The sequence below is a fragment of the Winkia sp. UMB3158 genome (assembly GCF_030217145.1).
Lineage (GTDB): Bacteria > Actinomycetota > Actinomycetes > Actinomycetales > Actinomycetaceae > Winkia > Winkia anitrata.
The window spans coordinates 160,562-180,592 of the sequence record NZ_JASONH010000006.1 but is presented as its reverse complement, the minus strand read 5'-3'; the positions used below and the strand labels follow the sequence as shown (position 1 = coordinate 180,592).

Annotated in this window: 18 protein-coding genes and 1 tRNA gene; 8 read left to right on the top strand and 11 right to left on the bottom strand. The window is 57.4% G+C overall.

Annotated elements, in window-relative coordinates:
* The first annotated feature begins 18 nt into the window (after positions 1 to 18).
* On the top strand, positions 19 to 1,533 hold the full coding sequence (locus QP400_RS08395) for a hypothetical protein (protein WP_141740521.1): 1,515 nt from the start codon (positions 19 to 21) through the stop codon (positions 1,531 to 1,533).
* Between the two features lie 211 nt (positions 1,534 to 1,744).
* A complete protein-coding gene (locus QP400_RS08390) occupies positions 1,745 to 2,635 on the top strand; it encodes a hypothetical protein (protein WP_004807048.1) in 891 nt (296 codons plus the stop codon).
* Between the two features lie 87 nt (positions 2,636 to 2,722).
* Here QP400_RS08390 and QP400_RS08385 read toward each other — a convergent pair whose 3' ends face one another.
* A complete protein-coding gene (locus QP400_RS08385) occupies positions 2,723 to 4,078 on the bottom strand; it encodes a YkvI family membrane protein (protein ID WP_004807046.1) in 1,356 nt (451 codons plus the stop codon).
* Positions 4,079 to 4,220: 142 nt separating this feature from the next.
* A complete protein-coding gene (locus QP400_RS08380; protein WP_285462631.1) occupies positions 4,221 to 4,988 on the bottom strand; it encodes a hypothetical protein in 768 nt (255 codons plus the stop codon).
* Positions 4,989 to 5,171: 183 nt separating this feature from the next.
* On the opposite strand from QP400_RS08380, the gene QP400_RS08375 reads away from it, so the two are divergent.
* Positions 5,172 to 5,681, top strand: a complete 510-nt coding sequence (locus QP400_RS08375) for a peptidylprolyl isomerase (protein WP_040315147.1) — start codon at positions 5,172 to 5,174, stop codon at positions 5,679 to 5,681.
* An 89-nt stretch (positions 5,682 to 5,770) separates the two neighbouring features.
* Here the strand turns inward: QP400_RS08375 and QP400_RS08370 are convergent, their stop codons facing one another.
* Positions 5,771 to 6,037, bottom strand: a complete 267-nt coding sequence (locus QP400_RS08370) for a cell division protein CrgA (RefSeq protein ID WP_004807040.1) — start codon at positions 6,035 to 6,037, stop codon at positions 5,771 to 5,773.
* Positions 6,038 to 6,171: 134 nt separating this feature from the next.
* Here QP400_RS08370 and QP400_RS08365 point away from each other — a divergent pair, with 134 nt between their 5' ends.
* From QP400_RS08365 to QP400_RS08355, 3 genes are all read left to right on the top strand, one after another.
* Positions 6,172 to 6,918 (top strand): class E sortase, encoded by a 747-nt coding sequence (locus QP400_RS08365; protein ID WP_004807038.1) that lies wholly within the window; start codon positions 6,172 to 6,174, stop codon positions 6,916 to 6,918.
* 164 nt (positions 6,919 to 7,082) lie between these two features.
* Entirely contained in the window at positions 7,083 to 7,787 is a 705-nt protein-coding gene (locus tag QP400_RS08360; RefSeq protein ID WP_004807034.1) for an anthranilate synthase component II, read from the top strand.
* Positions 7,784 to 8,290, top strand: coding sequence for a nucleoside/nucleotide kinase family protein (locus tag QP400_RS08355; RefSeq protein WP_004807030.1), 507 nt, complete (start codon positions 7,784 to 7,786; stop codon positions 8,288 to 8,290). Before QP400_RS08360 ends, QP400_RS08355 begins: the two co-directional genes overlap by 4 nt.
* A gap of 59 nt (positions 8,291 to 8,349) precedes the next feature.
* Here QP400_RS08355 and pknB read toward each other — a convergent pair whose 3' ends face one another.
* From pknB to QP400_RS08315, 8 genes are all read right to left on the bottom strand, one after another.
* Positions 8,350 to 10,218, bottom strand: a complete 1,869-nt coding sequence (gene pknB, locus QP400_RS08350; protein WP_004807028.1) for a Stk1 family PASTA domain-containing Ser/Thr kinase — start codon at positions 10,216 to 10,218, stop codon at positions 8,350 to 8,352.
* On the bottom strand, positions 10,200 to 11,630 hold the full coding sequence (locus QP400_RS08345; RefSeq protein ID WP_004807026.1) for a serine/threonine-protein kinase: 1,431 nt from the start codon (positions 11,628 to 11,630) through the stop codon (positions 10,200 to 10,202). Before QP400_RS08345 ends, pknB begins: the two co-directional genes overlap by 19 nt.
* Complete coding sequence (locus QP400_RS08340; protein ID WP_004807025.1) at positions 11,627 to 13,075, bottom strand: peptidoglycan D,D-transpeptidase FtsI family protein; 1,449 nt, start codon at positions 13,073 to 13,075, stop codon at positions 11,627 to 11,629. The genes QP400_RS08345 and QP400_RS08340 overlap by 4 nt, the downstream gene beginning before the upstream one ends.
* Positions 13,072 to 14,538, bottom strand: coding sequence for an FtsW/RodA/SpoVE family cell cycle protein (locus QP400_RS08335; protein WP_004807023.1), 1,467 nt, complete (start codon positions 14,536 to 14,538; stop codon positions 13,072 to 13,074). The genes QP400_RS08340 and QP400_RS08335 overlap by 4 nt, the downstream gene beginning before the upstream one ends.
* On the bottom strand, positions 14,538 to 15,827 hold the full coding sequence (locus tag QP400_RS08330; RefSeq protein ID WP_004807021.1) for a PP2C family protein-serine/threonine phosphatase: 1,290 nt from the start codon (positions 15,825 to 15,827) through the stop codon (positions 14,538 to 14,540). The genes QP400_RS08335 and QP400_RS08330 overlap by 1 nt, the downstream gene beginning before the upstream one ends.
* A complete protein-coding gene (locus QP400_RS08325; protein ID WP_004807019.1) occupies positions 15,824 to 16,345 on the bottom strand; it encodes an FHA domain-containing protein FhaB/FipA in 522 nt (173 codons plus the stop codon). Before QP400_RS08325 ends, QP400_RS08330 begins: the two co-directional genes overlap by 4 nt.
* 3 nt (positions 16,346 to 16,348) lie before the next feature.
* Complete coding sequence (locus tag QP400_RS08320) at positions 16,349 to 17,050, bottom strand: FHA domain-containing protein (RefSeq protein ID WP_004807017.1); 702 nt, start codon at positions 17,048 to 17,050, stop codon at positions 16,349 to 16,351.
* Between the two features lie 221 nt (positions 17,051 to 17,271).
* Positions 17,272 to 17,355, bottom strand: a tRNA-Leu gene (locus QP400_RS08315).
* A gap of 150 nt (positions 17,356 to 17,505) precedes the next feature.
* On the opposite strand from QP400_RS08315, the gene QP400_RS08310 reads away from it, so the two are divergent.
* Both QP400_RS08310 and QP400_RS08305 read left to right on the top strand, forming a co-directional pair.
* Entirely contained in the window at positions 17,506 to 18,849 is a 1,344-nt protein-coding gene (locus tag QP400_RS08310; RefSeq protein WP_101485880.1) for a hypothetical protein, read from the top strand.
* A 71-nt stretch (positions 18,850 to 18,920) separates the two neighbouring features.
* Positions 18,921 to 20,000 (top strand): LLM class flavin-dependent oxidoreductase, encoded by a 1,080-nt coding sequence (locus QP400_RS08305; RefSeq protein ID WP_004807013.1) that lies wholly within the window; start codon positions 18,921 to 18,923, stop codon positions 19,998 to 20,000.
* Positions 20,001 to 20,031: the final 31 nt, after the last annotated feature.

Below are 20,031 nucleotides of genomic sequence, written 5' to 3'. Positions count from 1 at the left end.
TCGTAGTTATGGGGAATCATGGGTGAGAATTGGTATTTGGTGGGGGAGTCACGGAATCCTATCCGTGGTGATGGTGCGCAAATCCAAACGATGATTGGGCGTTACCAGGAGTTAGGTGACACCTTCGAGAACATGGCTGCGTTTCTTGACGGTAGCTCTCTGGGCGATCAGCAAGGTAAATGGGCCCAGATTTTAAAACAGGAGTCTGGGGAGCTGCCGAATGACTTCAGGAAATTTGCTAGTAGCTTCAATACGGTCGGCAACTACCTTGCCGACTGGAAAACAAAAACTGAGGATTCGAAGGAAAAGGCCCGCGTTGAGGTAAGAAAGGCAGAAGCGGCAGAGCAAGACCGAGCCGCAGCTAGTGCTTCACTTCGGCAGGCTATGGGTCATGTGGTAACGGCGGGGATGTCGGCTATAACAAGCGGCAATGTGGCGCAAGTAGTTGAAGCGCAGAGGCAAGTTTCGTCGTATCAGACTAAGCTGAACGAGGCTAAAGGGCGAATTGCGGAAGCTACAAAAAGAGTTCATGAAATAAAAAGGTCTCACGATGATGATGCCGCCACGACGGCAGCTAACATCGAGTCCGCAAAAGACGATGCCCCGAAGCTAAACGGGTGGGAAAGGATTCTATATTCTGACGCCTGGAAAGTTCTAGTCAAAGTAGCAAAAGTAGTGTCTGTGGTTCTTGGAATAGTGGCCTGCTTCGTGAGCGGCGGCGCTATCGCAATTGCATTAGGAGCAGCGGCTCTAATAACAGTATTCGATGGTTTTATGCAATGGCGAGCTGGCGATAAGAGCGGAGCAGAGTTCGCGATAGACGCTATTTTTGGCGCAATAACCATAATCCCTGGCGCAAAGGCCCTTGGCACGGGTTTGAAGGGGCTGAAGGTAGGTAAAGCTGCCAAGGCATTCGCTCCAAAACTGACTGATACGGGGGAGCTGCTCCAGAAAAACTTCTCTCCACTTTTGAAGAGCGGAGCGTTCAAAAACTTCCGAGCAGGCATAGCTAAATCGGCAAAGAACTACCTTCGTACAGGAGAGTGGTCAAGTCCGCTCTCTGGCATTGAACGCGGCGCATATGGAGAGATCAAGGGGGCCGTGAAAGAGTCTTTCTACAATGCGACACATGGCAAAGATTCTTTCCTGAATAGCAGCGACGGCCTCAAGAAGGTACTTTTTGGTGACGTATTGCCAAGTAAGAAGAAAATTGCTGAGTTCAACACGGCTAGAAAACACTTTGGTGAATACAGCCAGCTATATGGCAAATTGCGCGCGATGGAACGTGGCGGTGCAGGGCTTTCTGCGTTCGACAAGCTGAGCACCATGGGTAACTCGGTGATGCAGTCGCATGTTATGGATAAGGGAGCTGACGTAGTTAAGACTTTCAAACCGATAGTGAAAGATGTGATGACCTCGTATAACAACCTCAATGATCCACTGAGCTCAGATGGCATTTCACTCAAGAATACCTGCCGCAAGTTATTCCAACCTGTAGGGAACGTAAAGGATCTTGCGGACGCGCTCAAGTAGCAACTAGAGAAGTGACCCGATCAGAGCCAGTGGTTCTATTGGTACCGCAGATAGCAAGAAACGCGGGGACTGGAACAGGCCCCGATCCCATCATTGCTGCCATCCGGGAGGATTCACCCTACTCATGGCGCCAGCAGCGCTATTTGCCGAATCTTATAGCCATCCTACCCAGGGCGGGAATTGCGAATTAGTAGTTAGGAGAAGCAAGTAAATGGGTTCTATAAGTTCCGGCGAGTACGCAGGGGAGCGCAAGCACAGTGAGCAGATGCTTAACGGCGTCCTGGTGCGCTACTTAATGCAAGGAGCCGGGTACGAGACGACGAAGACGCCCCCAATAACGTGGAGGAAGATAGCCCTCTGCCTAGTTGGCTTGCTTGCGGTCCTCATAGTTGGCATCCTGTGCCAAAGCGTATACATGGTACTGACAGGCGATGTTAGTGGCGATGCGTGGTTTATAGGGCTCTCGCCAATAGACCGCGAGAACGGCAACACCCTCCTTCTAACGCTAGCTCTGTTGCTGGCCCCTGAATTGTCAGCAATGTTTGGGTTCGTGGCAGCTGCCTTCTGCATCTGGATGACGTATTCACGAAGTGCAGCATTCTTTGGCGCAGTCTCTTCCCTGGGGGCAGGAGAAAGCATTGGTAGCCAACTTGGAAAATACTTGCTCTACAAAAAAGTTGTAGCAGGTGAAGTCAACAACGAATTCTACGATCCGATCCACAGCGTTCCAGTCAAACTCTCGGCAGAATCCTCGATTTTTGGGAGCTACTGGCCGCTTGGAGCAGGCATCATAATGATCGTGTTGGCGGTAGTGTGCCAATATGCCATGAGAAAGACGTCCAGCCTCAAACTATTCGGGGTGGTAGCCGTAGTTGCCGGCATAGTCCTAGCGGGCCGAGCCCTCTACCAAGGGCAACTGATAGGGGTGCTGCTTACCCTAGTCCTGCTAGTAGTTACATTCCTGATCTTCCCATTTGACGTCGACGGCACCCTCCACCTAGTAGGAAATAAATACTCCCAAAAGGCAGCCATCGGCGTGAGCATCCTACTGTTCTTCGAGCTAGTCGCAATATTCGCCCTCGCCGTAGTGATCGCTTCCTAAAGCAAGCCGTCACCTGTAGCCGCACAAATAACAAAAAGATGCCCCGCCCGCGGCACATGCCAAAGGCGGGGCAGTGTGTAACTGAAGCTACTGAGCGGTGGAACCGCCGCTCTGCTCAGAAGGCTTAGCCGGAGCCTCTTCTGGCTTAGAGTCCTTGTCCTCAGTGGAATACTTCGCAGCATCCTCCTCGGAAAAATTAACCTCATCGTCAGAAGCCAATTCCTGCGCAACCTCGTCGTGGATACTGTCAGACAGATCCTTATCTCTGATAGGTGACCTAGAGAGCGCCCTCTTCAAAGCTGCAGCATGCTTGCGCCCAAAACGGAGTCCCGGGTTGAGCTTGCGGGCAACCAGCGCGCGGATCCGGCCACGCCGTTCAGCTTCATCGGAAATATTTGATCGCTGGCGCAACCATGCGTACACCATCACTGCAATTAGAACGATGCCAATGTAACCAATGATCGGGTAGAAGATAGCAATCAGCTTCTTGAACCCGATGAAGCTGACGCCAAAAGCAACTAGCGTGGTAACAATCAAGATTGGGCGGAAACGTTCTGGCTTAGACGAGGAAGCCCTCTTCGCGAACGCGTAAAACATGCCGATAGCGGTATTGAAGATCATGCCGAAAATAATCAGCGCCACCACAACTGCTAGCTTCGGACTTACCAGTTCAACCATTTGCAACGTGGGCATGTCGTAGCCGGCAGTATCTCGCACCGCATAGATCAAACCGAGGGCGGACAAGGCCAACAAGACGCCGAAAACAATGCCGCCCAGCAGTCCGCCCAGTCCAGCTGAACGCGGATCCACAAAATCGCCGCCCATGACGATCGCCATGGACACGGCAATGATGAACTCCATGCCTACATAGTTCAATGCCGAAATAGACCAGTGGGGCAACGAGGTATGTACGGTTGCGTGAGCCACCGGCGTAAGTGTGGAAACAGATTCCGTAGCGGTGACGATTGAATAGATCGCAACCGAAACCAAGAAAATAATAACCAGCGGGGTAATCGCGCCAATCAGCCGAGTCACCTTGTCCACATCCAAGAACCCCGCCAAAATAACCATGCCTACCATGATCAAAGCGCCCACAATAATGGGCAGCCCAAACTGCTGTTGCAAGTTTGCACCCGCGCCAGCAATCATAATCACGCCGGTGAAAAACAACGTGAACATGATCGAAGCGTCAAAGAAACGCGACAGGATCGGGTGCGTCACCCGATCTAGCACAAACCTGTGCTCCTTAGCCTGAAAGTAGCTTCCGAGTTCAAGAGTGGCCAAACCGGCGGCAGCCATTACCACCCCCGCAATCACAGCTCCCCAAATACCAGAAAGACCAAAAGCCACGAAGTACTGGGAGATTTCTTGCCCGGAAGCAAACCCTGCTCCGACGACAAGGCCAATGAACGCGAGAGCAATACCAATTGCGCGCTTAATCATGTGCCACCCCTCGAAAACTACATAAGATAAAAGAATTTATAAAACCATAATACGGCTGCGTATTATTTGCCGCTCAGAAAAACAATATTTGGGCAAAAAAGTGGGAGGGGTCGAAACCCCTCCCACTAACTACTAGCAAAAACTAGTTGTCAGAGTGCTGGTCCAAGCCGGCCTCATGCGCCTTTACCTTCTGCTCGGTGCGATCTTGCACCTGCTCGGTGGTAGCAGCGTCCTCGGCCTGCTCGTTAGGAACTTCCTGGTCGTCAATAGGTAGATCCATCTTTACGTCCTCCCAATATTCTTCGGCCCACGGATCTTCAACCGGCTTAGTGCGGCGCCAAGCCACATAGCCGGCAGCGCCAACAGCCGCAGCGATCAACAGGGCAATGATGCCGCCCTTAGAAGAGCTATTCGACTTGCGGGCCTTAGCCAAAGCCTTCTTGTTGTCCTTAGCAGCCTTCTTAGCCTGCTTGGCAGCCTTCTTGGCGGCCTTCTTCAATTCACGCTTCGAGGGAACCGGAGTGTCGAGCGCGGCCGACTTAGCCGATTCAGCTGCGGCCCGCGTCTTCTTTACTGCAGGAGAAGCCGCTGCCGCTGCCGCGTACTTCTTAGCGGAAGACTGAGCTGCCTTGCCGTACTTCTTTGTAGCCTCAGTAGCATCCTGAGCCTTCTGCTCGAGGGAAGGTAGAACTTCCTTCTGCAACTTTTCGCTTGCCTCATTTACGCGGGGCAAAATGTCGTCCTCGAAACGTGCACGAGCGTCCTCGTAAACTGGCCTAATCGCCTTGGAAGCCTGATCAACCTTGGGGGCCACGTAATCGGCGGCCGCGTCAATCCAACCATGAGCGTGGTCGCGAACCGACTCGATGGCCTCGGTCGATGCTTCCTTCTTCTTACCGAACATCCACATGCTCCTCACATTGTCGGCGCCGAAACACTTTCGGCGTATACCTTTCTATTCTGCCAACAAACCACAGCTTTTGCTTGACCTATAAAGTAGTGAACAAAAATTTCGCCAATGGCGACACCCGAAGGCAGCAAAAATGCGCATCGAAACTAGCGTCGCCGCCCTCACCCTGGCAACATTGGAGCCATGGAAGCAATAATGCACACAAACAAAGGCGACATCCGCCTAGAACTATTCCCGAATCACGCCCCGCTAACCGTGAAGAACTTCCGCGAACTCGCCCTCGGCGAGCGCGAATGGCTAAACCCGACCAACGGTAAGCCCACCTCGGAACCGCTTTACAAGGGCGTAATCTTCCACCGCGTCATCGATGGGTTCATGATTCAGGGTGGCGACCCGCTCGGCACCGGCACTGGCGGCCCCGGCTACCAGTTCAAAGATGAATTCCACCCAGAACTGACCTTCGGCGAACCCTACGTGCTCGCAATGGCAAACGCAGGCCCCGGCACTAATGGCTCGCAGTTCTTCATCACCGTAGCGCCCACCCCGCACCTGCAGAACCACCACACCATCTTTGGCAAGGTGGCCGACGAAGAATCCAAGAAGGTAGTTGACGCGATCGCTAAGGTGCCCACCGGCCCTCAGGATCGTCCTCTTGAAGATGTAGTTATCGAATCCGTCGAGATCAACGACTAGTATTCGCTCAAAAAATATCCGTCCTTATCGTTAGTGCTGATCCGCAGCCATGCAAGTGCTGCGGACGCCTACCGATAAGGACGGAGAATTTATTTCCACCGAAGTAGCATCAAGAACCCGACCATCGCAACGCCAACGCCGACGCCCAGGTTCCAGTTACCAATAGCGCCAATCGGGTACTTAGCGCCAGAAATGTAATAAACGATGATGTAGAGCAAGCCGATTATCATCATGGTCACCGAAACGGGCGCCCACCACCGTGGCGACGGGGTCATGTCCGCGGACCAGCCCTTGTTCAGTTCGGACTCATCGACGGTAATGTTATGCGACTTACTAGACTTGCGGGACTCGGCCACTGCGACTCCTGGGGTAAAAACGATTCTGGTCGAATCCTAGTGTAGTGGCTTCACAGGCGACAAATGCAACACGAAGCATAAAACGAACGTGAATGCTCATACAATAGTTTCTAGCAAAACCAGGAGGTGAGCGGGTGAGCCACGTCAGAACGCCCCAGCCGCGCAGCAAACGCCGGCGCGGAGCCGACCCAATCAGCGTTATTGGGGAACTGCTTATAACCATAGGCCTGGTAATCGGCCTGTTCGCATTTTGGCAAGTCTATGTAACTGACTGGCAGGTAGCCGCTTCCGAGGACGCCGCCCTCAGCAAGTTCGACAAGCAGTTGAACGATGGGCCCAAGAAAATTTCCAACGACCTGCGCTACGACGCCCCGCCCGCCACGGACCGGCCCGGATGGGACACCACCTTTGCTAGTCTGCACGTTCCCTCCTGGGAAAAAATGGTCGTGCCCGTCGTAGAAGGATCCGCCCAATACATCCTGGACAGGGGAGTAGCCGGACACTACGAACGCACCGCCCTACCTGGCGAGGTCGGAAACTTCTCTGTAGCCGCCCACCGCCGCTCCTACGGATCCAACTTCCGCTACATCGATCGATTAGAGGCCGGTAGCAACATTATTGTGCGCACCAAAAAAGCTTGGATGGTCTACAAAGTAACAGAGAAGAAGCTGACCACCCCCGACGACGGATCCGTAATCGCGCCCGTTCCCGGTAGCGACAGCGGCGCCCAACCAACCGAACGGCTGATGACACTCACCACGTGCTCGACCGCTTCGGGAGGACAATTCGGCAACACGCACCGCTATATAGTGCACGCAAAACTAGACCACTGGGTGCCCCCTGAAACCGGCATCCCCGCAGAACTAGAAGGAACAAAATAATGTACGCAGCACTGTGGCGGATACTGCCAGGACCCACATTCGTGAAATTGCTAGAAGCCCTAGTCCTGCTTATGGGTACCATTGCAGTACTTTTTACCTGGGTCTACCCCTGGGCGGAAAAGTACTTCAATCTGACCGGAAATACTGTTCATTAGGCAAAACATATGGAAAATCAGCAAGTGGGCAAGGGCCTAAAAATACTGTGCGTAGATAACTACGATTCCTTCGTATGGACCATCGTCGGCTACCTACGGGCCCTGGGCGCCACAGTTGAGGTGGTGCGCAACGATCGCGTGGCCGCAAACGCTCCGGCACAGGTAGATATAGACAAAATAGGCGGACGTTTCTACACGGACCAAAACGGGCAAGCCCCACAGGCAACCCGCGCGGCCTCTGTAAAGGATGCCATCGCCCCATACGATGGCATCCTTGTTAGCCCCGGACCGGGCACGCCCTCGGAAGCCGGAGCAAGCCCCGCAGTGTTGCGGGACTGCAAAGAAGTGGGCAAACCGATGCTAGGGGTGTGCCTAGGTGAACAGGGACTGGCCGAAATTTGCGGCGCCAAAGTAGTGCGCGCCCCGCAGCTTATGCACGGAAAAACATCTATGATCAGCCATAACCGTGCTGGCATTTTCGAAGGCATCGAAAGCCCGCTGCAAATAACCCGCTACCACTCCCTAGCGGTCGACCCCGCTACCATCCCCACCGAGCTCGAAGTGACCGCCACCACCGACGACGGCATCGTGATGGGAATCCAACACAGGCAAGTGCCACTATGGGGCGTCCAATTCCACCCCGAATCAGTCACCACTCACGCCGGACACCAAATGTTTGCCAACTGGCTCCGCCAGGTGCGTGACCATAGGTGAACCAGCTGCTGACAAAGGCGAAAGCCCTAGCCGGAGACGCCCCACTACGACTCCTCATAGACGGCCGCTCCGGATCAGGCAAGACGTCCTTAGCGCAGCAGCTGAGCCAAGAAACAGAAGAACTCGAACTACTAGCGGTAGAACAATGGTGTCCCGGCTGGGACGGCCTTCAGCAAGCCGCCCACACCTGCGCCGATCTACTGCACGGCCGCATCACCCAAGTACACCTATGGGACTGGTACGCCGACGATTGGGGCAACTGGTTACGCCCGGACCCAACTAAAGACTGGATCGTAGAAGGGTGCGGCGCCCTCACCCGCGATTCCGTGAGCGCGCCCGGCGCCGTAGGGCTATGGCTAGAACTAGACGCCGCCGAGCGCAAAAAGCGCGCTCTGGCCCGCGACGGCGAACTCTACGTTCCCCACTGGCACGACTGGGCAAAAGCCGAAGAAAAACTATACGGCGCCGAAAAACCCTGGCAACTAGCCGCCCTCCACCTGTAAAAACACGCAAAAGAAAAGTGCCCACCGGGACCGATCCGGCGGGCACTTCAGCCTAACCACTAATGTTCGTTGCCAGTATCTTGGCTCTGATTATTACCGGTATTGCCACTATCAGATGATTCCTTGTCCTTATTACCCGGCTCCTTAGTGGACTGAGACGGGCTCGGCGACGGCGACGCCGGCGCCTTCGCAACATTCACCGTAATAGAAGTGCCCTGCTTTACCTGGCCCACCGCAGACAAAGATGCGACGTTACCGGCAGGAACCGCGCCGGTTTCGACCTCGGTAATAGTAATGGACAAGCCATTTTCCTGCAGGAACTTAACCACTTCATCCTTAGACTTACCAACCAGCTCCTGCGGCACATTGACCATGCCAGAACCAACAATCAAGTTGATAGTGGTGCCCTTGGCAACCTTGGTGCCAGCCTCCGGATCAGAAGTAATCACCTGATCCTTCGGAACGGTACCCGAATCCTGAGTGCTCACCGACCCCGCGGACAGACCGGCAGCCTCAAGGGTAGAACGGGCCTGCTCCTGGCTCATTCCTGCCAAGTCGGGGACCTGAATCTCGCCTCGACCCTTAGAAATGATGACAGTAACCTTGGACCCCTTATCCACCTGCGTGCCAGGCTCCGGAGTCGAAGAAATCACGTGATCGGCCTCGACCGTATCCGATTCCTCCGGTTCGCCCTCGACCATAGTAAGACCCGCGTTAGACAGTTCAGTACGGGCCTCAGCGCGGGACATCCCCACAATATTCGCGGGCACCGCAACCTTGTTCTCGTTAGGATCCTTCTGCCCGTGAATAAACAGGTAGGCAACGGCCGCAACCGCCGCAATAGCTAGCAGCGACACCAACACGCCAATAATGCGGTTCCGCCGCCTGCGCTTCTTATCCTTCTGCGCCTGCACCCGCTTGGCCTCCTGGCGGGCTCGCCGCAATGCAGCCTGATCCTGAATCGGAGACTGCTGCTGGGTAATCGACAGCGCCCTGGTGCGATCCAGTTCGTCGGTGCGAGTGAGAACCTGAGTTTCGCCCTCGCCCCAAGTATCCACGCCGGGAGCACCAACGCGCGCCCCGCGACCCGCTGCTACCAAATCCTGCAGCATCTGGCCGGCATCGCCGTAACGATCCTCCTTGGCCTTAGCCAGGGACTTCATTACCACGCGATTCAACGCATCCGGAATGTCGGGAGTGATCTGCGCGGGAGGAGTAGGCACCTTCGAGACGTGCTGGTAGGCCACGGCCACCGCGGTATCGCCGGTGAACGGGGGTCGCCCGGTAAGTAGCTCGTACAGCAGACACCCGGCGGAATACAAGTCCGAGCGATTGTCCACCTTTTCGCCGCGCGCCTGTTCAGGAGACAGGTACTGGGCAGTGCCAACAACGGCATCAGTCTGCGTCATAGTGGCCGAGGAATCCGCAAGCGCCCTGGCAATGCCGAAGTCCATGACCTTGACCTTGCCGGTGGTAGTGAGCATAACGTTTCCCGGCTTGATATCGCGGTGCACCAGGCCCTGCGAATGCGCGTACTCCAGTGCCTGCAGCACGCCGGTCATGATCTCGATTGCCTCGTCGATAGGGACGGGAGAACCGTCAGAGAGCAGGTCTCGTACCGTATGCCCCTCTACATATTCCATGATGATGTAAGGCACCTGCACGGTAGAACCGTCGGGAGTGGTAACAGTTTCCTCGCCGGTGTCATACACCGCCACAATGTTCGGGTGGTTCAGCGACGCTGCCGACTGAGCTTCCCGGCGGAAACGGGCTTGGAAAATAGAATCTCGAGCCAAGTCAGTGCGCAGCATCTTGATGGCGACCACACGAGATAGACGAATATCGTAGCCCAGGTGGACTTGCGCCATCCCCCCGCGGCCAATGAGTGTTCGTACCTCGTAGCGTCCTGCTAACAGAGATTCGGCCATGACACACCCTTCAAATCAGTTACTAGCGCGAGGGCGGCATGCGCCCTCGCAGGTTCAATTATGTTCCAAATGACCATCATTGCGATGGCAAAGACAATTAGTGCAAAAGCGGCCAGAAGAATCCAGTATGTCAGGTCAGTGCCAGCTTCTTGATGCTTCGCATACCCCTGCGTCTGCGCTGCAAGAGGCCTGGCCGTAGAACCGGCCTTAGCCCGGGCCACTCGCTTCTTATTCCTGTCTGGCGGACGCCAGGCGGGCGGTTTGGTGGGACGCCACTTGCCCAGGGCTTCGATGGCTCCGGCCAGCGATTCCTTAGTGATCCTCCGGTGCGGACCGGTGGATTCAGAAGTGTGTTTGGGGGCAAACTCGGGCGGCATCTGGTCCGGTGCCGCTACTGTGCCACCGTCCAGCTCTTCTACCCTGTCGGAATCTTGAGCCAGCGGTTCGATAGAAGTTCGCACCGCCCCCTTGTGGGTCCCACCTGGAAGCGGCCACGGGCGCATAAGAGTGCGCTTCTTTGCCTTGGGGATGCGGCTGGGCGATGTCTCTTTCGAGGGCGCCGCCTTGGGCTCCGATTCGCCGGTGCGGAGAATGTGGCTTACGCGGGCCAATTCTCGGGCCAGGTCGCGGGCAGAGGCAGGCCGGTGGGCAGGATTCTTTTCGAGCAGCTGCATGACCAGTGCACGCAGTTCGGCGGGCACGGATTCTGGCAGTGGTGGAACCTTCTGGTTCACATGCGCGAAAGCGATATCCACCTGCGAAGACCCGGTAAAGGGACGCTTTCCGGCAAGGGCCTCGTAAGCGATGATTCCCAGGGCGTACAGGTCTCCGGCGGGAGTCGCAGGATTGCCCGTAGCCTGCTCCGGGGGCAGGTACTGGGCTGTTCCCATGACCATGCCCACCGCGGTCAACTGTTCCTGATGCGGGCTAAACGAAATGCCGAAATCGGTAAGCTTGGCGACTCCATCCGCACGCACCAGAATATTCGCCGGTTTGATGTCGCGGTGAACAATCCCCGCGCTATGGACGGCGTCCAAAGCATTGGCGGTCTGGTACATGATCGACAGCAGCAGATCCAGCTCCAAAGTAGCGCCATCTTGCAGTAGTTCGGTCATCGGGACGCCGTCGACCAGCTCCATGATGAGCCAGGCCAAGCCGTCGTCCTCGCCATAATCTAGAGTTTGAGCCACGCCAGGATGCGAAATCTTTTGGGCGTTGCGCGCCTCCACATTGAATCGGGCTAGGAACTGGCCTTGGCCTTCCAACTCTTCTTTCAAGACCTTCGCGGCAACGATCTTCCCATCCTGCGAATCGCGGGCCTGCCACACTTCTCCCATGCCGCCAACAGCAATCTGGGTTAGCAGCACGTAGCGCTCCCCAAGGGTGAAACCAGCAGCAATGCGTCCACTCATTGGTTGATCACCGCCTGCATTACCGCTTTAGCAATAGGGGCGGCCACCTGCCCGCCGTAAGCAATGTCGACTCCGGCCTGGCCGCCCTCGACTACCACGGCCACGGCGACCTTCGGATCGGTTGCAGGGGCGAAACCGGTAAACCAGCCGTCTGCCAGGTTGCCGCGTTCGGCCGTGCCGGTCTTGCCCGCTACGTCGATGCCAGAAATCTGGGCTGCGGTGGCGGTGCCCTCCTTGGTGGCATCCACCATCATCTTGGTCAGCTGCGCCGCGTTGTCAGCCTGCATGGCCCGCCCAAATTCCCGGGGAGATTCTTCCTTCTGTACCCCCAGGTCGGCGTCCAGAATCCGCGATATTAGCTGCGGCTTCATAACGGTGCCCTCATTGCCAATGGCGGCAGAAACCATAGCCATCTGCAGAGGGGTAACCCGGACGTCGTATTGGCCGATTGCGCTCATGGCTGTCTGGGCCTGTGGCATGTCTTTGGGGAAGGTCGAGGGCGTCGCCCTCAACGGAATGCGGTGGGCGGTAGAGAAGCCGAAGGCGTCGGCCTGCTTCGAGAGGGCCTCCTGGCCGATGGCCATGCCAGCCTTCGCGAAGGTGGTGTTACAGGAATTCGCCAGTGCGTACTGGAAAGTCGGATTGCCGTCGCCGCAAGTTTCTCCGGCGTCGTTAGAGATCTTGTTCGTGGTTTGGGGTAGATCCAAAGAGACGGGCGAATCAATCTTCGTGTTCGGCTTGTACTTACCGGACTCGAGCATGGCCGCTGCCGTGATCAACTTGAACGTGGACCCGGGCGCGTAAGTGTGATCGCCGAAAGCCCTGTTGTCCAGCGGCTTTTCAGTGTCTTTATTGTAAGCGTCGTAAGCCTGCTGGGCCGTCTTCCCGTCATGGGCGGCAAGGGGATTCGGGTCGTACGAGGGCGAGGAATACAGCGCCAGGATCCGTCCAGTCTTGGGCTCAAGTGCCACAACGGCTCCGCGGCGATCTCCTAATGCTTCTGCGGCGGCTTGCTGGGCAGCCGGATTGAGGGTGAGCTCTACCGAGCCGCCCACCGGCTGTGCCCCGGTGAACAGGCGTTGTATGCGCGACTTCAGGAGCGTGTCGGAGGTGCCATCTAGCACCTGGTTTTGGTTGGCCTCCAGGCCTGTAGCCGTGTTGAATGCCGTGGCGTAGTAGCCGGTAGACAGGGCGTACAACCCGCCTGCGGGGTATTGGCGCTGATACTTGAACACGTCCCCGGAAGGTTTAGAAGACGCCACGGGCGTGCCGCCCACAATGATTGAGCCACGGTCGCGCCCGGTAGAGGCGTAGATGGTGCGCGCGTTGCGCGAATCCGCGTTCAGTTCGGGAGCCTTCACAAACTGGATGAAAGTGGCCGCGCACATGAGCGTCACGAACATGAGGACCACAACAAAGGTCAGGCGTCGCACTTGCGTATTCACTGTGCCTCCCCCTTGTTTAGGTGTACCAGTTGGGTTTCGTCGTTTGAGGGCGTGGCCCCACTTTGGGCGGGGGCGTTCTTCTTCGCCGGATTGCCCTTGGTTACCTTCGCTATCTCGGCAGTAGTGAGGTTGCCGGTGGGAGCGGGACGGCGGGCAGCGTCGGAGATGCGCAATAGGAGCCCGACGATGATCCAGCTGGACATCAGCGAGGATCCGCCGGCCGCCAGGAAGGGCAGTGTCAGGCCGGTAAGAGGAAGGACTCGGGTAATGCCGCCTACCACTACGAATACCTGGAAGGCGATACCAAAGCTGAGGCCGGTGGCTAGCAATTTGCCGAAGCCGTCACGCACCCCGATGGCGGTGCGCATGCCGCGTTCGATAAGGATCAAATACAGGGCAAGGATGGCAAAGACGCCGGTAAGTCCCAGTTCTTCCGCTAGGGAAGCGAAGATGAAATCGGAGTTGGCGAAGGGCACGATCTGGGGGTAGCCAGAGCCCCAACCGGTGCCGAATAGGCCGCCGGTGGCCATGCCGAACAGCCCTTGCACCAGCTGTCCGGAGCCGCCGGGCCGGTTATATACCGCCGGGTCGAGGGCGTGTAGCCACCCGTCGATGCGCGAGGAGACGTGGGAAACTTTGGTTGCCATCCACAGGAATGGCAGCATCAAAAGCGCGCCAATGACCAGCCAGGACACGCGGTCGGTGGCCACGTAGATCATGGCTACGAATAGACCGAATAGCAGTAGGGAAGTGCCGAAGTCGCGCTGGCCCACCAGGACGACTATAGAGACTATCCAGACCACCACTAGCGGGCCTAAGTCGCGTGGTCGGGGCAGGCGCAAGCCAAGAATTTTTGGTCCGCCGACCGACAGTTTGTCGCGTCCTTCCACCAGGTAGGCGGCGAAGAAAATAGCTAGGAGGATCTTTGTGAGCTCTGCCGGCTGAATGGTGATGAAGCCCAGGTTGATCCAGATCTTTGCCCCGTTCACCGCGGGGAAGAAGATGGGCAGTACCAGCAGTACCAGGCCTGCCAGCATCAGCAGGTAAGAGTTCTTGCGCAGCCGCCTGTGGTCGCGGACTGCAATTAGGGTAAGCGCCATCAAAATGATGCCGGCAACGGTGATGATCAGCTGTTTTGAGCCAACCGCTAGATCCTGCTGGCCACGGGCTTCATAAGAGATGTCGAGCCTGTAGATCATTGCCAGCCCGATCCCGTTCAGGGCCACCGCGATGGGCAAAATGACGGGGTCAGCGTAGGGCGCGAAATGGCGTACCAGCAGGTGTGTTGCCACCGTAAATACGACGAGGGCGCCAACGTGCAGCCACAGCCCCGCGGGGGGTTCACCAGTCTTGGTGATTGCCGTGGCCACATATGCGCCCACCCCGACTAGTAGCGCTAGCACCAGCAGCGCTATTTCGGGAAGCCGAGCCGAAGAAACCGGCTTTATCTCGACTGTTGCCATTACTTATTTGCCTTTGGTGGCTTCGAATTTGAAGACTGTTCCTGGTTCCGCACGTGCGTCTTTTGAAGGTTCTTCACCACTTCGCGGGCGCGGGTGAGCGATTCCCTGGTAATCGGGGTTTTTAGCCGGTCGCGGGCAAACGGGTCCAGTTCGCTCATGGGCAAGTTAGACAGTTCAACGTGGTGAGATAGGTGCCAGGGGCCAATAGTTTGCGGAATCCCCTGATAGATGGCCACTGTGCCCCTGTACGGGGCAACGTAGTACTGGCTTTGCGACCAGTTCCAGGCGAGTATTCCACCCACGCCCACGGCAGCGGCTATGAGTAGGGAAATGGCAGCTGTAAGAAGCCGGCTGCGACGTTTTTTGCGCTTGGAAGCGCGCGCATCCGCCTCGTCGGCTTCGACCTCTTTTTGGTCCCGAGGGCTGCGCGAAGGGTCCCCCCGCCCAGTCAAAGCGGCCGCTTTACCTGCCGCAGAATCTGCGTCCCGAGTGCGGTCCAAGCGGTTCGTAGCCGCTGCTCCCACAATCTGGGGCGAGGCCGAAGGCTCAAAGCCAAGATGGTCCGGATCGACCACGTCTGCGATTACGACGGTAACGTTGTCGGGCCCACCCGCGCGCAATGCCAACGCAATTAGCTGATCGCATGCATCTGCCGGATCTTCGACCCCGTGGAGGACTTCGCCGATTGTCTGGGCACTAACCACACCAGACAGACCGTCAGAGCAGAGCAGCCACCGGTCGCCCTCGACGGCTTCCCTAATGGATTCGTCCAACGTAATGTCCGAGGTCGAATCGCCCAGTACGCGAAGAAGAACGCTGCGCTGGGGGTGGGTCTCGGCTTGCTCGGGGGTGAGCTGCCCGGACTGTACCAGGTACTGCACAAACGAGTGGTCGGTAGTTACCTGCGTAAGCGTTCCCTGGCGCAGCAGGTACGCCCTCGAATCGCCAATGTGAGTCATGGCCAGCTTGTTGCCGCTGCGCAAAACAGCGATACAAGTAGTGCCGAGGCCATGCAGATCGGCATCGTGGGAAGAACGGTCAACCAGTTCCTCGTGCGCGTCCGAAATGCGGGTGCGCAACAGGTTCAGCAGGTCGTCTGCGCCGTGGGCGTCAGTGTCCAGATCCGCCAGGTGTGCCACCGCGATAGAAGAGGCAATGTCGCCGCCCGCAGGCCCGCCCATGCCGTCGGCAAGCACCAACAGGTGAGGTCCGGCGTAACCGGAATCCTGATTCGACTTCCGCACCAACCCCACATCAGAGCGGGTAGCAAAACGCAAAGTAAGACTCATCGTGTTAGCTCCAATGTAGTTTGCCCAATTCTAATCTGGTTTCCTAACCCCACAGGGCGTGGTGAGGAGATTCGTTCCCCATCGACGAAGACGCCGTTCGTAGAATTCATGTCCTCGACATGCCAGGATCCGCCGGCCAAATATAGGCGAGCGTGCTGGGAAGATGCGTAGGAGTCGTCTACTACCAGCGTGCATGCTGGCGAGCGTCCGATGACAATGGCAGCAGATCCAAGCGGCATCTTGGTGCCCGTAAGAGCGCCCTCGGTAATTATCAGCTGCGTGGGGGAACTAGAGGCGCCCGTAATGGATCGCCTGCGCGGAATCCCTCCGGAATCGCGGTCGTTTTTTGGCGAGGGCGAAGGGGCTGCGGACTTCTTCCCGTGGCGGCCTCGGCCGCGCGGTGTTACTACAGTGCCCCACACGTCCCGGCGCAATACCCCGAGCGCTGCGGCAACAAACAGCCACAAAAGCACCAGGTAACCCAGGCGGATTACGGTAACCGCTAGTTCAGAAGCCAAACCCTACGCCTCCTGATCCTCGGAGGTAAAGAAGAATATGTGAGTGCGTCCAACCGTCAGTTCGTTGCCGTCCAACAGTGTGGCGGCGTCGATGCGGTGGCCTTCGACGTAGGAACCGTTTGTGGAACCCAAGTCGGTGGCAATTACGCCAGTAGGCGTGATGCGCAGCTCCAGGTGTTTGCGGGATACGCCCGAGTCAGCTAGCACAATGTCAGCTTCGGTGCCGCGTCCGATAATGGTGACAGGCTCGGTGAGCATCCAGCGTTTGCCGTCAATTTCCAAAATAGGATGCGACGGGCTGGCCTGGTTTGAGGTAACTGGGGCGGCCGGGCCTCGGCGCGTAGCCGGGGTAACCCGGACCGTGCCGGTTTCCTGGGTGGAATCCCTAGTGAAGGTGACTACGACGGGGCCCACAAAGGAATAGGACTGTTCCGTGGCGTACTGGGTGGCATCGTTTACCATTTCCTCGGCTAGTACGTCACCGTCGCTACCTGCAATATTGTCGAAGTCGGCCTTGGATAGGCTAACCGTGAATTCGTTCGGCACCACGGTGCGATTGGAGCTGATCGCGGCCGTATTGTCTTCCATTGACCGCCGCACTGCTGCCGAAATATCGACAGGCTTCAGCTGCGACCGGAATACCTTTGAAAACGCGCCAGAGATGCCACGCTCAACGGCATTTTCAAAACGGTCAAAAACGCTCACCGTCAACCCCCAGTAGTGCAATTAGGCGCAAAGCCCAAAATGGTCATATACCTTCCCTAGTATGCCGCGTTAAGTAGGGATCTTGCACCTTAGCGCCAGCGAGGGCGAATATCTGGGTTCGCCCTCGGGATAACTGTTGGCTAGTTTGCCCGGCTACTTAGCGGCAGCAAGCTGAAAAGTTAAAACAAAAAGCCCCAAAGCTTTCGCCTGGGGACTACCTGTGCTCGAGGGGGGAGTTGAACCCCCACGGTATCTCTACCACACGGACCTGAACCGTGCGCGTCTGCCTATTCCGCCACTCGAGCTTGCATCAGCTCGTATACAGTAGCGCGATCGGAGGGGCGGGTGCAAGCTGGTCCTTTGTGCGGTTATCCACAATTCGTCCCATTTCCGTATTCCACAGCCGTGGCGAAGTCCGCTGGAGGGCGCTGCGGAGAATTTCCGACACTGGGGTCATGACAACGAAAAACAAGCCTTTGCGCAGGCAAAAAGCGCCTTTACTGAAACCGACATTGCTGGAGCGGGTCTGTCGCAGGCTTCGTTCCCGCGTCATTGCAACTATGGCGCTTACCACAGCGACGTTTGGGGTGTGCGCTCCCGGGGCACTTGCCGATGGCGCGGGACCCAGGATCGAGTCATGGAAGATCGTTGGGCGAGCCGACCTGGAACTAGGGGCGCACAAAGCAGCTAACGGGCAGTTCATGATCTGTGCTACCGATTCGCAGATCAACTTTGGAGCGAAAGCTCATCCGATCTTTTTTGATCGCGAGGTAACCGTAGGGGCACGATCGCCCTACAGGGTTTCCTCTTCGTATCTAGGAAACGCGGGCTCCAATGTTGTCGATGCGGACAAACAGCCGCTCATTGCCTACATGCTCTGGCGGCACCTAAAGGAGGCGGGGCAAAAGGCCGAGGGTGGAAATTGGCGTCCGCTAGCAGGCTTAGTGGACGCGGTGCACAGCTCCACTAACTCTAGGAAGTACCTGGCAGATAAGGGGCCACTGCCAGCGCAAGTAAGGAAGGACGCGAAGAGCTACCTTGCCGAGGCCGCTAAATATGCCGGCCCCTACCGGCTTGTAACCAGATGGCACGGGCAGGCACTGGGGGTGCAGGTGCTTTCGGCTGCGGGTAACCCCATCGGCGTGAAGGTGCAGGTGGCTGGGCAGGCCCCGCTAGTAATAAACGGAATCCGGTACTCGGATAAGGCGTCGTTTAAGAGCGGCGCCAAAGAGGTACTGGTCAAGCCGCAACGGCAACAGGGAAAACAGACGCTACTGGAACTGAAAGCAGGAGGCGTTCCGGCAGTCACCTTCCGCGTGTGGGAACACCATAAGGCGCAAGACATGATGCTGTCGGGCTATGACTCGGAGCTGACCGCGAAGGTGGACGTTCCGGCAACGCCGGTTCCACCCAAGCAGACTCCGCCAGCGAAGACTCCGCCGGAAAAGACTCCGCCAGCGAAGACTCCGCCGGAAAAGGAAGTGCCGAAAGAGACCCCACCTGTTTTGCCAGCAGCGGATATGCCATCACCGAAGCAGGTCACGCCGCCTGAGTCACCCGAACCTGTACCGGCCGAGCCGGAGCAGACCCCGCCGCCGAAAGTAGCGGAAAACCCGACTCCGGAAGTGCGGCCAGTGCAGGTTGAAACCGCGGTACAGACAAAACCGAAGACTACGCCCTCGCCCACGAAAAAACGGACGCTAGCCAAGACAGGTAGTTCGGCGGTATTGGCAGGTGGGGCTGCACTTGCGCTCGCGGGGCTCGGGGTGGCGTTCCTGGGGCTGAGGAGGCGGATCTAAGCATTCGGAAATCCCGGCGGCAGCGTCCTTGCTGCGGGTAGCGTAGAGATAAGCACTACGTGAGGTGAATAATGGCAAAACAAAATAGGGTTCCACTTAGCATTTTGGATCTAGTGCCGGTATCCGAGGGGATGACTAGGAAGCAGGCGTTGGACAACTCGGTTGAGGTTGCCAAGGTTGCTGATCAGACCGGTTACAACAGGTACTGGGTGGCGGAACACCACGGTTCGCTAGCGTTCATGGCCTCGGCAACCTCGCTACTGCTGGGACGCGCCGCCGAACACACCTCGCGCATTCGCCTAGGATCCGGTGGGGTCATGATGCCCAACCACACCCCGCTGATGGTGGCCGAATACTACGGCACCCTAGCGACTCTGTACCCAGACCGCATCGACCTGGGGTTGGGGCGTGCGCCGGGGACCGACCCGGTAACAGCAGCTGCGCTGAATCGAGGGCAGGCGGACCTGCGCTCATTCGGCCGGGACGTGCAAGAGCTGGCAAATTACCTAGCCGACGCTGACCCGAACGAATACGCAACCCAGGTGCGCGGGGCAGAGGCCGGAGCACTTGGACTGCCGTTTGCCCCCGAACGACCACTGACCAGAGTGCGAGCAATCCCCGGGCAGGGAACCAAGGTGCCCCTGTGGATGCTCGGTTCTTCCACCGGTGGAGCCAAGGTGGCGGCCAAACTCGGACTGCCCTTCTCGTTCGCCTCCCACTTCGCGCCCGCAGCAATGGACGCGGCACTGTCTATCTACCGGGCAGACTTCGAATGCGAATCTCCTACCAAACAGATCGAAAAGCCCTACGCCATGGCTGGAATCAACGTGATGGTGGCGCCCACCCAGGAAGAAGCTGAATTCCTGTACACCACCAGCCTGCAGATGCAATCGCGCATTCGCCGAGGCCGGGCGGGACAGCTGCCCGCCCCAACTCACGACCTAGAGGGCACGCTGGGTCCGGCGGAAGCTTCGCTCGTGCGGCATCTTCCCTCGGTCAGCGCAATTGGCACCCCCGACCAGGTGACCGAAAAGATGCAGGCATTCGTAGACGAGTTTGCCCTAGATGAGCTAATCGTCATCTGCTACGCCTACGATCCACAGCTGCGGTTGCGCTCGCTGCGCATGCTATCTGAGGCCTGGTTCGGCTAGCCGAACCGCCTAGCGCCGGACCGGGCGCTAA

Coding starts and splice junctions, on each gene's coding strand:
- QP400_RS08395 (WP_141740521.1), top strand. CDS start 19: ATGGGTGAGAATTGGTATTTGGTGGGGGAGTCACGGAATCCTATCCGT.
- QP400_RS08390 (WP_004807048.1), top strand. CDS start 1,745: ATGGGTTCTATAAGTTCCGGCGAGTACGCAGGGGAGCGCAAGCACAGT.
- QP400_RS08385 (WP_004807046.1), bottom strand. CDS start 4,078: ATGATTAAGCGCGCAATTGGTATTGCTCTCGCGTTCATTGGCCTTGTC.
- QP400_RS08380 (WP_285462631.1), bottom strand. CDS start 4,988: ATGTGGATGTTCGGTAAGAAGAAGGAAGCATCGACCGAGGCCATCGAG.
- QP400_RS08375 (WP_040315147.1), top strand. CDS start 5,172: ATGGAAGCAATAATGCACACAAACAAAGGCGACATCCGCCTAGAACTA.
- QP400_RS08360 (WP_004807034.1), top strand. CDS start 7,083: ATGGAAAATCAGCAAGTGGGCAAGGGCCTAAAAATACTGTGCGTAGAT.
- pknB (WP_004807028.1), bottom strand. CDS start 10,218: ATGGCCGAATCTCTGTTAGCAGGACGCTACGAGGTACGAACACTCATT.
- QP400_RS08345 (WP_004807026.1), bottom strand. CDS start 11,630: ATGAGTGGACGCATTGCTGCTGGTTTCACCCTTGGGGAGCGCTACGTG.
- QP400_RS08335 (WP_004807023.1), bottom strand. CDS start 14,538: ATGGCAACAGTCGAGATAAAGCCGGTTTCTTCGGCTCGGCTTCCCGAA.
- QP400_RS08330 (WP_004807021.1), bottom strand. CDS start 15,827: ATGAGTCTTACTTTGCGTTTTGCTACCCGCTCTGATGTGGGGTTGGTG.
- QP400_RS08310 (WP_101485880.1), top strand. CDS start 17,506: ATGACAACGAAAAACAAGCCTTTGCGCAGGCAAAAAGCGCCTTTACTG.
- QP400_RS08305 (WP_004807013.1), top strand. CDS start 18,921: ATGGCAAAACAAAATAGGGTTCCACTTAGCATTTTGGATCTAGTGCCG.